The 15,335-nt window shown below is 73.5% G+C and carries 11 protein-coding genes; 2 read left to right on the forward strand and 9 right to left on the reverse strand.

What is annotated here, in order from left to right; all coding sequences use genetic code 11:
• Nucleotides 1-35: 35 nt before the first annotated feature.
• Nucleotides 36-2,411: an MmgE/PrpD family protein gene (locus tag ACYVIP_RS26325; protein WP_460400964.1), complete on the reverse strand. Its 2,376-nt coding sequence runs from the start codon at nt 2,409-2,411 to the stop codon at nt 36-38.
• Between the two features lie 56 nt (nt 2,412-2,467).
• The gene (locus tag ACYVIP_RS26330) at nt 2,468-3,415 is read right to left on the reverse strand and encodes a helix-turn-helix transcriptional regulator (protein ID WP_460400966.1); all 948 of its coding nucleotides are present in this window, start codon (nt 3,413-3,415) and stop codon (nt 2,468-2,470) included.
• A gap of 62 nt (nt 3,416-3,477) precedes the next feature.
• On the opposite strand from ACYVIP_RS26330, the gene ACYVIP_RS26335 reads away from it, so the two are divergent.
• Nucleotides 3,478-4,632: an epoxide hydrolase family protein gene (locus ACYVIP_RS26335; RefSeq protein ID WP_460400968.1), complete on the forward strand. Its 1,155-nt coding sequence runs from the start codon at nt 3,478-3,480 to the stop codon at nt 4,630-4,632.
• 1 nt (nt 4,633) lies between these two features.
• Here the strand turns inward: ACYVIP_RS26335 and ACYVIP_RS26340 are convergent, their stop codons facing one another.
• Genes ACYVIP_RS26340 through ACYVIP_RS26350 form a run of 3 tightly spaced genes read right to left on the reverse strand, consistent with a single transcriptional unit; the run spans nt 4,634 to nt 9,014 of the window.
• A complete protein-coding gene (locus ACYVIP_RS26340; RefSeq protein WP_460400970.1) occupies nt 4,634-6,334 on the reverse strand; it encodes an ABC transporter ATP-binding protein in 1,701 nt (566 codons plus the stop codon).
• The gene (locus ACYVIP_RS26345) at nt 6,331-8,118 is read right to left on the reverse strand and encodes an ABC transporter ATP-binding protein (protein ID WP_460400972.1); all 1,788 of its coding nucleotides are present in this window, start codon (nt 8,116-8,118) and stop codon (nt 6,331-6,333) included. The genes ACYVIP_RS26340 and ACYVIP_RS26345 overlap by 4 nt, the downstream gene beginning before the upstream one ends.
• Nucleotides 8,115-9,014: an alpha/beta hydrolase gene (locus ACYVIP_RS26350; RefSeq protein WP_460400974.1), complete on the reverse strand. Its 900-nt coding sequence runs from the start codon at nt 9,012-9,014 to the stop codon at nt 8,115-8,117. The genes ACYVIP_RS26345 and ACYVIP_RS26350 overlap by 4 nt, the downstream gene beginning before the upstream one ends.
• Nucleotides 9,015-9,109: 95 nt before the next feature.
• Here ACYVIP_RS26350 and ACYVIP_RS26355 point away from each other — a divergent pair, with 95 nt between their 5' ends.
• Complete coding sequence (locus tag ACYVIP_RS26355; protein WP_460400976.1) at nt 9,110-10,150, forward strand: helix-turn-helix domain-containing protein; 1,041 nt, start codon at nt 9,110-9,112, stop codon at nt 10,148-10,150.
• 72 nt (nt 10,151-10,222) lie between these two features.
• Here ACYVIP_RS26355 and ACYVIP_RS26360 read toward each other — a convergent pair whose 3' ends face one another.
• Genes ACYVIP_RS26360 through ACYVIP_RS26375 form a run of 4 tightly spaced genes read right to left on the reverse strand, consistent with a single transcriptional unit; the run spans nt 10,223 to nt 15,333 of the window.
• The gene (locus ACYVIP_RS26360; RefSeq protein ID WP_460400978.1) at nt 10,223-11,011 is read right to left on the reverse strand and encodes an FHA domain-containing protein; all 789 of its coding nucleotides are present in this window, start codon (nt 11,009-11,011) and stop codon (nt 10,223-10,225) included.
• Between the two features lie 10 nt (nt 11,012-11,021).
• Nucleotides 11,022-12,176 (reverse strand): serine/threonine-protein kinase, encoded by a 1,155-nt coding sequence (locus ACYVIP_RS26365; RefSeq protein WP_460400980.1) that lies wholly within the window; start codon nt 12,174-12,176, stop codon nt 11,022-11,024.
• Nucleotides 12,173-14,206: a transglutaminase family protein gene (locus ACYVIP_RS26370; RefSeq protein WP_460400982.1), complete on the reverse strand. Its 2,034-nt coding sequence runs from the start codon at nt 14,204-14,206 to the stop codon at nt 12,173-12,175. The genes ACYVIP_RS26365 and ACYVIP_RS26370 overlap by 4 nt, the downstream gene beginning before the upstream one ends.
• Nucleotides 14,203-15,333, reverse strand: coding sequence for a DUF58 domain-containing protein (locus tag ACYVIP_RS26375; protein ID WP_460400984.1), 1,131 nt, complete (start codon nt 15,331-15,333; stop codon nt 14,203-14,205). Before ACYVIP_RS26375 ends, ACYVIP_RS26370 begins: the two co-directional genes overlap by 4 nt.
• Nucleotides 15,334-15,335 lie beyond the last annotated feature (2 nt).

Below are 15,335 nucleotides of genomic sequence, written 5' to 3' on the forward strand. Positions count from 1 at the left end.
GAACCGGGCCCGACGGCCTGGCGGCGACCAGCTCTTCACGCGGCCGGGGTTCCGGCGGTGAGCAGCTCGGCCACGGAGGCGGCCGTCGGATCGAAGGCAAGAGCCACGAAGTCCGCTGCCCGGTCGCCGAGCACCGGCTCGGTCAGCCCGAGAGCCATGCGCTGGACCCCGGCCGCGTCCAGGATCGCGTGGCCGGCCACACCGCACGCGTACGGCCTGGTCTCGTCGCGTGCCAGCTCCCAGCGAACACCCAGCCCGTCGACCATCGCCACCGGGTCGACCCGACCCACGTGCAGCGCGAGCAACCCCCGGCGCCCTTCGATCGGCGCCGTCGGCCCGTCGAGCCCGTGCTCGGCGAGGACCGCGGCCTCGAACCCCACCGCCGCCGCCTTGCCGGGCGGGAGGGACTTCGCCATCGTGCCGAACGCCTCGACGAGCCCGGCGGACTGGGTCGCCGCGAGCCCGACCGCCGCGCGGAGCCGGGCCGGGTCGAGCCCGAGCAGCCGACCGGCCGCCACCGCGGCCCCGACCGGCCCAGCGACGCCGGTCAGGTGCCACCCCCGGTCCCGCGCCTCGGGCACGAGCGCGCGCCCGACCCGCAGCGTGACCTCGACCCCGGCGGCGACCGCCGCGAGCAGCTCCACGCCCGTGGAGCCGGACCGCGCAGCCGCCGAGAGGGCGGCCGCGACCACCGGCGCTCCGGGATGGACGACCATCGTCGGGTGGGTGTCCTCAGAGTCCTCAGAGTCCTCCACGTGCCCGGCGATCCCGTGCGCGAGCGCGGCCCACATGCCGGGCAGCCGCTCGCGCCGACCGAGCAACGGAACGGAGCCCGGTCCGGACAGCACCCCGAGCGCGTCGACCGCGGCGTCGACGGCCGGCTGCCGGGCTGCGCCGACCATGAGGCACAGCGCGCTGCCGGTGGTGGTCGCGGTGGCCGAACGCGCACCAGCCGGCAGGTCGGCAAACCGCAGCTCGTACGCGAACTCGCACAGCGCGGCGCTCACGCCGCGCGAGTCCCCACCGCCGAACCCGCGAGTCCCCACGCCGCGACCCACGAGTCCCGGTGTCGTGACCCGCGCGGGGGCGGCGGCGTCCAGGAGGGGCTTGAGGCTCGGCGCGTCCGGCAGGGCGTGCACGGCGGCGGCGAGGCCGGCTGCCCGGGTCCCGAGCACCGGCTCGGCGAGGCGGCGGCCCTTGTCGGCCAGTTCCTCGTCGGTCATGGGGCGGGCGAGGCTGCCGCGGGCGTGCTCGACGTGGCGGCGGTGGGTGGTGCCGTCCTCCAGCGTCACGGTCAGCATCGCTTCGTCGCGGCGGCAGGCTCCGTCCGGGGCGACGGTGATCGCGCGCCGTAGGGCGGCGACCTCCGGCGCGGTCGCCCGCTCGTCGCTGTACTGCGGCAGGCCGACCGCACCGTCCAGCAGGCCGGTCGCCACCCCGTGCACGGTGCTGAACCGTGCCTGTAAGCCGGTCCCGGGGTCCGGGTTGCCGGTCAGCTCCGGCACCAGCGGGTGACAGCGCAGCTCCCCGGCCACCACCCGCCGGCCGGCCAGCACGGGGTGCAGCTCGATCGCCGCGTCGATCGCCGGGTGGCAGACGATCCCGCACGGGTAGGGCTTGTAGGTGTTGTCGAGCAGGTGCCACCGGGTACCGAACCCGTCCAGCACGATCGCTCGCGCGGCACTGCTCGTCAGCACCGCGAAGAACCCGCGCGGTCCGTCGAGGCTCGTGGCCGGTGCGGTGAAGCCGGTGCGGGCGAGGAGCACCGACAGCACTCCGTTCGCCGCGGCCTTGCCCGCGTTGATCGGCTTCACGGAGCTGCCGAAACCCTCGCGGTGGCCGACCGTCTGGCTGACCGCGAGGTCGATCGCCCTGGTGAGCAGCTGCTCGTCGAGGCCGGCGAGCAGGCCGGCGGTGACCGCGGCGCCTACCACGCCGCAGGTGCCGGTGATGTGCCAACCGGCGTCGTAGTGCGCCTCGGTGAGCGCGAGCCCGAGCCGCAGCTGGACCTCGACGCCGAGGCCGACCGCGTGCAGGAGCTCCGGCCCGCTCACGTCACGGCCGAGGCCGATGGCGAGCCCGGCGCCCAGGCAGGCCGCGCCGGGGTGGATGACCGTCGCCAGATGGGTGTCGTCGTAGTCGTCGAGGTGCGCGGCGGTGCCGACGGCCAGCGCGGCGGCGTGCGGGTCCAGTCTTTCGGTCCGGCCGAGCACGGGCACGCCGCCGGTGCTCGGCTCGTGGGTGCGCACCACGCCGTCGACGATCGGGTGCCCGGCCGCGCCGACCGTCGTGTGCACCACGTTGAACACGGTGCGCAGGGTCTCGGCCCTGATCGGCGGCGGCAGCCTCGTCGCGAGGACCACCGAGGCAAGCTCGCCCGACATGTTCCGGATCAGGGGATCTGTGACCACGTGGACAGGCTAGGTGACGAGTTGACCGGAGTACGACGTCGCCGTCGGGATCTCGGTCAACTCGCGCGGGACAGCCGGGCGGCCAGGGTGGCGATGTGCGCGACGAGTTCTGGCGGCTCGTGCACCTGGAAGTCGAAGCCCTTGGTCGTCACGTAGATGGCCAGCTCGTCCAGGGAGTTCGACCCGGTGCGCAGCGTGCAGCGGTGCTCGTCGATCGGTTCCAGCGCGCCGGTGGTCGGCGTGATCCGCTCCGCCGCCGTCTCGGCGCTGACGTGCAGGGTGAACCTGGCCTGGTAGCGGTAGGCCGAGGTGGAGATCGCCCGTGAGGTGTAGCCGCTGAGGTCGGGGTCGGGCGGGGTGCGCGGGGTGAACCGGGGACCGGTCGGGGTGCGCGGGTCCAGGCGGTCCACCCGGTAGGTCCGCCAGTCCTCCCGGTCGACGTCCCAGCCGATGAGGTACCAGCGCCTGCCGGTGTGCACCAGGCGGTGCGGCTCGGTGACGCGCATCCCGGTCCGCCCGTCGTGGGCGCGGTAGTCGAACCGCAGGCGCAGCGAGTCGCGGCAGGCGGCGGCGATGGCGGTGAGCGTGCTCGGGTCGACGGTGGGGCCGGTGTTGGCCAGCGGCACGGTCACCGACTGTAAGGCGTTCACCCGGTGGCGCAGCCGGGACGGCAGTACCTGTTCGAGTTTGGCCAGCGCCCGCACCGACGTCTCCTCGATCCCGGTGATCGACCCGCCCGCCGCCGTGCGCAACCCCATCGCGACCGCGACGGCCTCGTCGTCGTCCAGCAGCAGTGGCGGCAGGTCCGCGCCCGCCGCCAGCCGGTAGCCGGCGGTGCCCGCGCTGGCCAGCACGGGATAGCCGAGGTCGCGCAATCGGTCGACGTCGCGGCGGACGGTTCTGGTCGTCACGTCCAACCGGTCGGCCAGTTCGGCACCCGACCAGTCACGGCGGGTCTGCAGCAGCGAGAGCAGGCGTAACAGGCGCGCCGAGGTTTCCAACATGGGTACAGCCTGCCAGCCGCCTAGGACCGAACCTGTCCTAAGTGGTCCGTACGGTCGACGGCATGGAGCACAACAGCGAGATCCGGCCCTTCACCATCGACATCCCCCAGGCCGACCTGGACGATCTGCGGGACCGGCTCGCCAGGACCCGGTGGGGCACCGACCTGCCGGACGTCGGCTGGAGCCGAGGGGTGCCGGTGAGCTACCTCAGGGACCTGGCCGAGTACTGGCGCGACGGCTACGACTGGCGCGTCCACGAGCGGGCACTGAACGACTACCCGCAGTTCACCACCGAGATCGACGGGCAGCTCATCCACTTCCTGCACGTGCGCTCCCCCGAGCCGGACGCGCTGCCGCTGATCGTGAGCCACGGCTGGCCGGGCTCGATCGTGGAGTTCATGAAGATCATCGGCCCGCTGACCGACCCGAGGGCCCACGGCGGCGACCCGGCGGACGCGTTCCACCTGGTCATCCCGTCCATCCCGGGCACCGGGTTCTCCGGGCCGACCACCGCCACCGGCTGGGACACCAACCGGGTGACCAGGGCCTTCGCCGAGCTGATGGACCGGCTCGGCTACGACCGCTACGGCGCGCAGGGCGGCGACACCGGCGCGGTCATCTCCCCCGGGCTCGGCCGGCTCAACCCGGACAAGGTCATCGGCGTGCACGCCAACGGGCTGTCCGCGTTCAGCGATGTCCGCGCGGACGAGGTGGCCGAGCTGACCGACGCCGAGCGGACCCGGCTGGACACCATGACCTACATGAAGACCGAGCAGTCCGGCTACGTGATGATCCAGATCTCCCGTCCGCAGACCCTGGCGCACGGGCTGACCGACTCGCCGGTCGGCCAGCTGGCCTGGATCGTGGAGAAGTTCCAGGAGTGGACCGACCCGGCCGCGAAGCTGCCGGAGGACGCGGTCGACCGCGACCAACTGCTCACCAACGTGACGCTGTACTGGCTGACCGGCACCGCCGGCTCGTCGGCCAACAGCTACTACGAGACCGCGCACGCCGGCGCCTGGGGCGCGAGCGCCCGGTCGACGGTGCCCACCGGGGTCGCGGTGTTCCCGATGGACGTGTCGATCCGGCGCACGATCGAGCTGGAGCACACCGTCACACACTGGTCGGAGTTCGACCGTGGCGGCCACTTCGCCGCCATGGAGGCCCCCGACCTGCTCGTCGAGGACGTCCGGACATTCTTCGGCACGCTGCGCTGAGCTACCCCGTCGCGGCGCGCCAGAAGTCGGCGTAGCGGCCACCACGACCGAGCAGCTCGTGGTGGCCGCCATCGGCCACCACCCGGCCGCCGTCGAGGAGGACCACCCGGTCGGCCCGTTCGACGGCCAGGAGCCGGTGGGCCACCAGCACCACCGTCCGGCCGACCAGCAGGCGCTCGATCCCGTCGTGCACGGCCGCCTCGTTGACCGGGTCCAGCGCGGAGGTCACCTCGTCGAGCAGCACGACCGGGGCGTCCTTGAGCAGCGCACGGGCGATCGAGATGCGCTGGCGCTCGCCGCCGGACAGCAGCGCGCCGCCCTCACCGACCTCGGTGGCCCACCCGCCGGGCAGCCGGTCGATCACCTCGTCCAGCCGCGCGGCGGTCGCGGCCGCCCGGACCTCGGCCTCGCCGGCGTCCGGGCGGCCGAGCCGGACGTTCTCCGCGATCGTGCCGGCGAACAGGTAGACGTCCTGGAATACGATCGCGACCCGCGACATCAGCACGTCGGTGGCGATCGACCGCACGTCCACCCCGCCAAGGCGCACCGCGCCGGCCGACACGTCGTGGAACCGGGCGAGCAGCCGCAGCACCGTGCTCTTGCCGGCGCCGGACGGCCCGACGACGGCGATCCGCTGTCCCGCCGGCACGGACAGCGACACGCCGTCGAGCACCGTGCGATCGCCGTGGCCGAAGACGACGGACTCGAACTCCAGGTCGTGGCCGCGCGGCTGGACCGGGTCGGGCGGTTCTGGCAGCGGCTCGGTGGCCAGGATGGCGTCCAGGCGCGCCAGCACCGACCGCGCGCCGCGCAGCCTGCCGCCGATCTCGGCCAGCGACAGCAGCGGGTCGGCGGTGCGGGCGGCCAGGACCAGCGCCGCGAGCAGCTCCACCGCGCCGAGGTGCCCGCCGAGCGCGAGGACGGCGCCCAGGACCAGCACCATGGTGAACATCGCCTGCACCACGATGGTCAGGCCGACGACACCGGGCAGGGTCGCCAGCGTCGCCCGGCGGGACGCGCGCCGGACCGCGCGCAGCGAGTCGTCGAGCAGCCGGAAGCGTTCCTCGGTCCGGCCGCCGGTGCGCAGGACCGGCTGGGCCTGGAGGTACTCGATGACGCGCGCGGCGGCGTCCTGATCGCGGGCGGTGGTGTCCGCGTCGCCGGCGGCGGTCGCGCGGCTGGTCCAGACCTGGATCATGGCCACGACCGGCGCGGCGGCCAGCGCGGCCAGCCCGAGCTGCCAGCTGACCACGAGCAGCACGACGACGATCGTCAGCGGAGTCACGCAGGCGGAGATGAGTGGTGCCAACAGATGCGCCAGCACACTCATCGCCTGCAGCAGGCCGCGGCCGGCCAGCACGGAGACCTCGCCGACCCGGCCTGCGCTGTGCCAGCCGATGGGTAACCGGGCCACATGGTCGCCGAAGCGGTAGTACAGGCCGCGCAGCATGGTGCTGCCGACGCGGAAGCCGGCCAGATCACTGCGGTAGCGCAGTACCGCGTACCCGGCGACCGCGGCCCCGAAGGCACCGAGCCAGGGCCAGGCGGCCGCGGGATCGGACCCGAACAGGGCACCCAGCACGGGAACCAGCAGTGCGTAGGACAGGCCCTCGGCGATCGCGGCCGAGGTCATCAGCGCGATGGTGCGCCGAACCGGCCGGGCGTGTTCGCGCCCCAGAATCCTGGTCAACGTGTAGATCATCGCTCTCCCCCACGGCCGGCAATGCCCTGAATGGGGCATTCGGGACGCTCAACGTCCTGAATGGACCATTCGGGGCGTTCGCGGCTTCGCCAGAAGGCGGCGAACTTTCCGTTCTGTGCCAGCAGGGTGGCCGGCGGGCCGTGTTCGGCGATGGTGCCGTTTTCCAGTAGCACCACGGTGTCCGCGTCGGCGACGGTCTCCAGGCGGTGGGCGATGACCAGGATCGTGCGATCGGCCGGCAGGGTCGCCAGCGCGTCCCGCAGCGCATGTTCGGTCACCGGGTCGGCGAAGGCGGTCGCCTCGTCGAGCACCAGCACGGGTGCGTCGGCGAGCAGCGCGCGGGCCAGCGAGATCCGCTGCGCCTCGCCGCCGGACAACGCGGTCTCCTCGCCGAGCACTGTGTCGTAGCCCCGGGGCAGCTCGAGAATCCGGTCGTGGATCCTCGCCAGCCTGGCCGCGCGCACGACCGCGTCGACGTCGGCCGCTGGCACCGCGAGCGCGATGTTGTCCAGCACCGACGCACGCACCAGCCGGACATCCTGGAAGACGAAGGACACCGTCCGGTACAACGCCCGGCTGCCCAGTGCACGCAGCTCGACCCCGCCGAGGGTGATCGAACCGCTCGTCGGGTCGAAGAACCGGGGCAGCAGCCGCACCAGCGTCGACTTCCCGCTGCCCGACGGCCCGACGACCGCGGTCACCGTCCCCGGTGCCAGCACCAGATCGATCCCGCGCAGCACCTCGTGCCCGTCCGCATAGCCGAACCGCACCCCCCGCAGCTCGACCCGATGCCCCCTCGGCGACTCCGGCCGCGCCGGCTCGGGCAGCGGCGCCACCGCGAGCACGTCCCGGATCCGGCCGACCGCGCGCCGGGCGGCGGCCAGCTCGTCGAAACCGTGGCCGAGCGCGGCCACCGGCGCGGTCAATCCCAGGCCGAGCACCAGGAACGGCAGCAGGTCGACGGGCGCGAGCCCACCGCTGGTGATCAGCCAGGTACCGCCGAGCAGCACGACCAACAACACGAACGGCGGCGACAACGCCAACTGCATCCCCGCGGCGATCCCGGAGATACCGCGCACCCACCGGAGAAAGACCTCGACGAAACCGTCCACCGCCGAGGTGAACCTGCGGTGCGCCCGCCCGGACTCCCCGAACGCCTTGACCACCGCGATCCCCTGCACGAACTCGACCACCGAACTCGAGATCCGCCCCATCGCGGCGTCGAACTCCTCCTGCTCGCGCAGGCGCGGTGGCCGCATCATCAGCGGCACCAGCGCCACCGCCAGCACCACCGGGACCAACGTGATCAGCGTCAGCCGCCAGTCCACGGTGACCAGATAGGCCAGCGACACCACCGGCACCACGAACGCGGACACCAACTCCCCCGGACTGTGGGCGATGAACGGATGCACCGCGTGCACGTCCTCGCCGACGACCTTCGCCAGCTCACCGGTCCGCCGCCGGGAGAACCAGCCGATCGGCACCCGCCCGAGGTGGGCCGCCAGCCGCCGGCGCACCGCCAGCTGCACCCGGCCGTCCAGCAGATGCCCGACCCCGGCCGACGCGGCGGTGAACACCAGCCGGACGAACAGCCCGGTCGCGCCGACGAGCACCGCGAACCAGACACGGTCCTCATCGACGGGACCTGGCGCGAGCAGCACCCGGCCGAGCTCGACCACCGCCAGCAGCGGCGCCAACCCCGCGATGGCGCCGATGACCTGCAGGATCACCACGACCGCGAAACTTCCCGCGAACGGCCGCAGCAGCCCGGCGGTACCGCTCACGGCACCAGTGCGCGGCGCAGGGCCGCGCCGAGCGCGGCGAGCTGCCGCTGGGACACCTCGGCGGACACGATCGCCTGCGACCCGTGGAACGTGCCGGCCCACTGGTGCAGCTCGACCGACACCCCCGCCTGCAGCAGCCGCTGCGCGTAGGCGATGTTCTCGTCCCGGTTCGGGCAGTACTCCGCGGCGGCGATGTAGGCGGGCGGCAGGCCCGACAGGTCCTCGGCCAGCGCGGGCGCGGCGTAGGGCGTCGCCGGCGACGAGCCGAGGTAGTGGCGCCACGCGGTGGCGGCCTTCTCGCTGGTCATCCAGGGCGTGTCGGTGAAGTTCCTCGCCGACCAGGTCACCTGCCGGTTGTCCAGGCCGGGCTCGTTGAGCAGTTGGAAGCAGATCGCCGGCCCCTGCTGGTCCCGCGCCCGCAACGCCACCCCGGCCGCGATCCCGCCACCGGCGCTGTGCCCGCCGACCGCGATCCTGGCCGGGTCGATGCCCAGCTCGGTGGCGTTGTCGGCGGCCCAGGTCAGTACCGCGTAGACGTCGTCAAGCGCGGCGGGGAACGGGTTCTCCGGGGCCAGGCGGTAGGCGACCGAGATCACCACCGCGCCGGAGTTGTCCGCGAGCCGGGTGGCCCACGGGTGTTCGGTGTCCAGGTCACCCATGACCCAGCCGCCACCGTGCAGCCAGATGATGGCGCCGCCCTGCGCGTCCCGAGGGCGGTAGACGCGCACCGGCACGTCCGGCTCGGAGGGCACCGTGTGGTCGGTGATCTCCAGGCCGGGGATGGCCGGCGTCGGCACCCCGGCCGCCAGCGCGGCCATGCCCTTGCGCGCGGCGGGCGGGTCGGTCAGGTCGGCCTTCGGGAACAGCGGGACGAATGCGGCCAGTTCGGGATCCATGCCGACCATACTCCGGACCGCCGCCCCCGAGATCACCCGCCACCCGTCGGGCATCCCGCCGATTTGCGCGCCGATCGTCGCCTACCCTCGGCAGGATGGAGGTCCTGATCCAACGACTGTCACAGCTGGACGCGCACGCCGAGGGCGCGATCAGGGTGGTGATGTTCTACGACACCCTGATGCGCAGCCGGGTGGACCTGCCGGCCCTGGCCAGGGCGTCGGCCAGCCTGGCCGAGTGCGTCGCCGGCATCCGGCTGCACGGCACCGGCCAGGCGATCCGGGTCGCGCCCAACGGCGGGGAGACCGACGCCCCGCACCAACCAGCGTCCACCTCGATGCCGATCACCCTCGACGAGGAGGAGATCGGCACCGTCTGGCTGGAACGCCCCACCGAGCCGCGCGCGCTCGACGAGACGCTGCTCGAGCGGCTGGCCATCGCCGCGGCGACCGTCGTCGAGCGCTACGCCCCCGCCCGCACCACCATGGCCGACCCGGCTCTGGTCGAGCTGGTGATCAGCGCCGATGGCGACGAGGCGGCCAGGGCGCGGGCGCTGCGGCTGCTCGGGTTCGCCGCCGGGCCGCCGGTCCGGGTCCTCGCCGTGCGCTCGGCGCTGCCGCTCGACCAGATCGCCAGCGCGGTCTGCCCGGCCCGGCTGGTGAAGGCGGCCCCGCTGGCCGGTGTCGGGGTCATCCTGGCCGCCGCCATGGACCCGGCGACGCTGCCGGCGGGCGTCCGCGCGGGCATCGGCGCCGCCGAGCGTCCCGACCTGTCCTGGCGGGAGGCCCGCACCGCGCTGCGCTTCACCACCGCGCGCCAACCGGTCGTGCACTACGCCGACCTCGGCGCGTTGACGCTGCTGGCCGACGTGCCCCAGGAGGTCGTACGGGACAACGCCGACGTGGCCGCGATCGCCGCCCTGGCCGCCAACCCCGACGAGCTGGACACGCTGGACGCCTACTGCGCCACCGGCTCGGTTCGCCAGGCCGCCACCCGGCTCCACCTGCACCACAGCAGCGTCGCCCGCAGACTCGACCAGCTCAGCCGAACCACCGGCATCCACCTCACCACCCCCACCGGCCTCCTCCGCGCCAACCTCGCCCTCACCACCTGGCGCCTACTCGATCCACCGCAGTGAAGGGACCCTTCGCTGCGTCTACCGCAGTGAAGGAGCCCTTCGCTGCGGTGGGCGGGCCCGGGCGGCGGGGCCTCAGTCGAGGAGGTCGAGGTCCTTGGGGGTCAGGGCGGTGGAGCGGACGAGTTCGCGGAGCAGGTTGTCGTTGAGGGTGTTGCCGACCGGTTCGCCGACCTCTTCCCTGGTCAGCTGCGGCACGCCACGGCGGGACAGCCGGTCGCGCACGCCGCTGACCCGGCGCTCCAGCTTCTTGGGCGTCCACTCCGCTTCCGGCCGCAGCTCGGCCAGTTGGCGGGCGGCTTCCTTCCACGTCAACGGTTTCGGGTTGGGTTCGCGCAGCAGGTAGTGCTGGCCGAGGATCACCAGCATCAGCTTCTCGTCCTGGCTGAGCGCGTAGGGCTGCGGCGGGTCGGTGTCGTCGCCGTGGCGCGACCGGGGCTGGTCGCCGTCCGCGCCGGTCACGTAGATCTCCAGCAGGTGCTCGCGGTCACGCGAGCCCGGCACGTGCAGCGGGGTGTAGCCCTCGGCCAGCGGGATCGCGCCCTCCTCGGCGAACAGCCACTGCGCGCGCGGCAACCGGATCGGCCGCCGGCCCGCGTTGCGTAACCACCACTGGCCCCGGTAGTGGGTCAGCTCGCCGTGTCGGCGGCTGACCTGTTGGTCGTCCTCGCCGATGCAGACGTGCACCAGTGGCCGGTTGCGTCCGAAGTAGACGGTTCGACCCTCGCGCGGGCCGACGGTGTACCCACCGCCGAGGGCGAGCGCGTGCACCGACCCCGGCACCGCGCGCGCCACGCCGCGCGCGAGACTGTCGTGTCCCTTGGGCAGCAGCAGGCCACCCGAGTGCTGCAGTTCCCGCTCCACACCGGCCTCCTTACTCGTGGCAGACCGCGCCTCGTACGGACCTGGTCTGGCTTTCGTGAATCTCCGGACCGTTGGTGCCCCGCACCAGGAAGCAGTACCTGCTCGCCGGCGCCGGATCGACGGGCACGGTCATCGTGTGGCCGTACTTGGCGACCACCGGCTCGCGCTCCGGCTCGCCCTCTTCCCAGTACACGACGGCGAAGTACAGCTCGTCGTCGTTGGCCGTCCAGGTGAGCTCCACCCGGTCCTTCAGGTCGGTCGGCGCGTGCAGCTCCACCACGGTGCCCGCCGTCCTGGTGATCGGCGGGGGCGCCGCCGCTGGCGTCTCCGGTGGCGGGTCGGCCGGCCAGAGCACGACCGCAAGCACGACGGCCAGCGCCACCACCGCGGCCGCGGCCGTCGCGTACCAGCGGCCCCGCCCGGACCTGGCGGGCGCGCGCTCGGCGGTGACCTCGGACGTGGACGGCAACGAGCGCAGCTGCGGATCGGGCGCCAGCATTCGACCGATCACAGTGGACAGTCCAACCGGGACATCCGGCCGGCTGATCGCGGGCACCGGATCGCTGAGCACGCGCAGCAGCCGCTCGCTGGTCGGCTCCCCGATCCGCTTGGGATGCGGCGACTGCCCGGTCAGCGCGAAGTGCAGCACCGCGCCGAGGCCGTACACGTCGGTCGGCGCCGCCCGCTCGCCCGAGCGCAACGACTCCGGCGACACCCACTCGATGCCGGCCAGCGCGTCGCGGCGGAACTCCTGCCGCTGGGCCACCCCGAAGTCGGCCAGCACGGCCATGCCGTTCGCGCGGAACAGCACGTTCGCCGGGCTGACCCCGCCGTGCAGCACGCCGCGCGCGTGGACGGCGGCCAGCGCGTGCGACAGCGACGCGCACAGCGCGGCCACCTCCTCCGACGGCAGCGGCCCGTCGCGGCGCACCCGGCTGGCCAGCGAGTCGACGCACAACTCCATCCGCAGCGCGTGCCGGCTGCCGCCGAGCACCTCGATCCCGTCGAAGGGCAGTACCGGCACCGCCAGGTCGGCGAGCTTGACCCGTTCCCGTTCGATCGTGGCCAGCGTGCGCCGGTCGAACTTGCCGGGAAAGACCTTCAGCGCGCGGCCGTCGACGGCGTACACCTCGGCCACCGGGCCACTGCCAAGCAAGTGGTTCATCGGAACACGAACACCGCCCGCAGGCGGGCGCCGAACGACCGTCTGGCGAGCGTGCCTCGGATCTCCTTCACCGCCGTCCATGCCGCCGCCACCGTGCCGTCGTTGGCCCCGAAACCGGACCACAAAGCCAGGTCCAACTGAACCGCCAACCGCTGCAGACTGTCCACAACGGACCCGTCGGAGACCGAGGCGAGGTCGCGGGCGGTCATCCCCGGGGTGATCCGCGCGCCGTGTGCGGCCAACAGGTCCCTGGCCTCCCACCAGGCGCCGACCACCCCTCGGGTGCCGGAGAACCGCCTGCGCCGCACGGTACGCACGAGTTTGGCCACCGGAATGGCCAGCACCAGCAACACCATCAGCGCACCGAGACCGGCCGCGCCCCACAGCACCACCGGCCAGGCGTCGAACCCCGGACCGCCGGCCGTGTCCTGCTCCGGCTCGGCCACCGGCGGGTCGGGCAGTTCCTTGTCCGGTGCCGGCAACTCGGCCCGCGCCCTGGCCGTGGCCTCCGCCAGTGTGGACGGCGCCGCCCCGGCACCGCTGGCCGTGCCGACCGGGTCCAGCGGCACCCAGCCGAACCCGTCCACCGCGACCTCCGGCCAGGCGAGCACGTCCTCGTTGCGCACCACCAGTTCGCCGTCGCCCGGCCCGCCAGGGGCGCGATAGCCGACGGCCAGCCGCGCCGGGATGCCGACGATCCGCGCGAGGACCACATAGGACGCGGCGAACTGCTCGCTGGTCCCCCGCTTGTCCCCGAGCAGGAACTCCCGCAGCTGCGGCCAGCCGCTCCCGGTCGGCAACGAGTCGCCGGTGGCGACCTTGTAGTTGTCGCTGAGGTACTGCGCCAGCGTGAGCGCCGTACGGAACGTCGGCCGCGCCTCCCTGGTCGCCTTGTGCGCCAGCTCGATGACCTCCGGTGGCACGTCGCCGAGGTCGCCAAGCGGCACGTCGGCGGACACCGCCGCGTCGGCCAGGCCGGACAGGTCGCCGGCGTGTTCCCACCAGCGCAGGTCGTACTCCAGCTGCCCGCCGGGCTCGGCCAGCAGCAACGTGCCGGTGTCCTGGACGATCAGCGGCGCGGCACCGGTCACCGACGCCGGCATGGCCTGGCTCGGCAGCCAGCGCTCGCCGTCGGGGACGGTCAGCCGCGCGGTGTGCGACTCGGTCGGCACGGTCACCTCGGCCGGCGGCCCGACCTCGGCGCCGAGCCGGCGGAACTGGTCGCTGGCCGTCCACCGCACGCCGTCGAAGGCGTCGAGCACCACCATCCGCCAGCGGTCGACCGGCACGTCGCTGGTGTAGCTGAACACCGGGGCGTCCGGGTCGGCCAGTCGGCCGGCGAGCTCGCTCAGCGGGTTGACCTGCCTGCTCAGCGGCACGTGCGCGGACTGGTTGCGCTGCACGGAGTACGCCGATCCGGTCTGCACCACGACGGTGGCCGCCCCCGCCACCACGCTCAGCGCGACGGTCAGCGCGACCGCGGTGCGCACGCGGGAGACGAACAGCCCGGCAAGGCAGGCCGCGTAGACCAGCCCCACGCCGGTGGCCACCGCGCCGGACACCGCGACGAAGGCCTGGCTGACCAACAACAGCGCGAGGCTGGGCAACGCGGCCACCGCGGGCCAGCGCAGCAGCTCGACGCCGATCATGGCGGTGAACAACACCAGCAACGGCACGAACAGCAGCAGCTCGGCCTCCGGGCGCACCGGCCAGGTCGACTGCAGGGTCAGCTCCCACGAGTCGGTCACCCCGGCGAGCAGCGCCCGCAGGCTGTCCATTGTGGGCAGTCCGCTGATCGTGGTGTCGAACAACGCCACCTCGACCAACGCGAGCGCGCCGACCAGCAGCGCGAGCACCGGCCGCCACGGCCGCAGCGCGGGAAACCGTTGACACAGCTCGAAAACCAGATAACAGGCGACCAGCACGGCGGCGATCGGCGCCACCAGCGCCCACACGTCGAACACCGGGGCGAACAACATCCCCGGCACCGCGGTGGCCAGCAGTACCCAGATCGCGAGTCCCCGGTTCACGCGATCACCGTCTGCCACTGCCGAATGGCGTCCACGGCGGTGGGCGCGCCAAGCACCCGAACCCCGGGAACCGGTGGCGTGCCCCGGCCGATCGCCAGCACGATCACATCTCCGTATCTCGGTCGCATCCCGACCAGCGCCGCGCCGTCAGCGGCCGAGACCACCGAGGAGATCACCACGAGCGTCCCGCCGCCCGCCCCCGCCAGCGCGCCGGGCACCAACGGCAGCCCGGTCCGCTCGGCCTGGGTCACGACACACAGCTCCTCCAGGTACCTCGGCATGGCGTCGGGCCCCGAGGTGGTGACCACGTCGACCCCGTTCGGGGTCGCCAGCTGACACCGGTGGTCGGCGTTGACCGCGGCGACCACCAGCGAGGCCGCGAGCTCCACCGCCTCCTCGAAGTCCGGCCCGCCGATCTCCGGCCGGTCGTCGAGCAGCACGGTGAACCGCGGCTGGTGCGGGTCGGCGTAGTCGCGGATCATCAGCTGCCCGGTGCGCGCGGTCGCCTTCCAGTGCAGGTGACGGACCTCGTCGCCGGGCTGGTAGGGCCGCACCTCGCGCAGGTCCAGCGACCCGCGCGGCGAGGTCTCGGTCGCCTCGCCGTCGTGGTGGTGCAGGGGAAGCCCGCCGGCCAGCGCCCGGACCGCGTGCGTGCGCGGGTAGACCCACAGCGTCGCCAGGTCGCCGAGGGACAGCTCCGAGCGGCCGAGCCCGAGCGCGTCGGCCCGGAACAGCGTCAGCGGCCCGACCTCGTGCCGGCCGCGCCGCCTGGTCGGCAACTCGTTGATATAGGGCTGTTCCGCGCCGGCCGCCAGCGGTCGCACCGAGACGGTCACCCGGTCCTCGCCGACCCGGTCGACCGCGATGAACCCGGCCTGGCGCCGCGAGCCGGGGTTGTGCACCCGCAACGTGATCACCGCCCGCGCGTCCCGCTCGACCCGGTCGGGGAACAGCTCCCGGATGACCTCCACCCGAGGCTTGCGCCCGGCGACCAGCAGCGCGGCGACCACCGCGCCGACCGCGACCGCGCCGAGCGTGACCAGCACCGGGTACCCCGCGACCAGCCCGAGGGTCACCAGCACGGCCGCGGCCGCGAGGGTGCACCCACCACGCCGGGTCAGCCGCATGC

The sequence above is a fragment of the Actinophytocola sediminis genome (assembly GCF_054779715.1).

What these genes read in the sequence shown, in the direction of transcription:
- ACYVIP_RS26330 (WP_460400966.1), bottom strand. Translation starts at nt 3,415, where the DNA reads ATGTTGGAAACCTCGGCGCGCCTGTTACGCCTGCTCTCGCTGCTGCAG.
- ACYVIP_RS26340 (WP_460400970.1), bottom strand. Translation starts at nt 6,334, where the DNA reads ATGATCTACACGTTGACCAGGATTCTGGGGCGCGAACACGCCCGGCCG.
- ACYVIP_RS26375 (WP_460400984.1), bottom strand. Translation starts at nt 15,333, where the DNA reads ATGCGGCTGACCCGGCGTGGTGGGTGCACCCTCGCGGCCGCGGCCGTG.
- ACYVIP_RS26350 (WP_460400974.1), bottom strand. Translation starts at nt 9,014, where the DNA reads ATGGATCCCGAACTGGCCGCATTCGTCCCGCTGTTCCCGAAGGCCGAC.
- ACYVIP_RS26335 (WP_460400968.1), top strand. Translation starts at nt 3,478, where the DNA reads ATGGAGCACAACAGCGAGATCCGGCCCTTCACCATCGACATCCCCCAG.
- ACYVIP_RS26365 (WP_460400980.1), bottom strand. Translation starts at nt 12,176, where the DNA reads ATGAACCACTTGCTTGGCAGTGGCCCGGTGGCCGAGGTGTACGCCGTC.
- ACYVIP_RS26355 (WP_460400976.1), top strand. Translation starts at nt 9,110, where the DNA reads ATGGAGGTCCTGATCCAACGACTGTCACAGCTGGACGCGCACGCCGAG.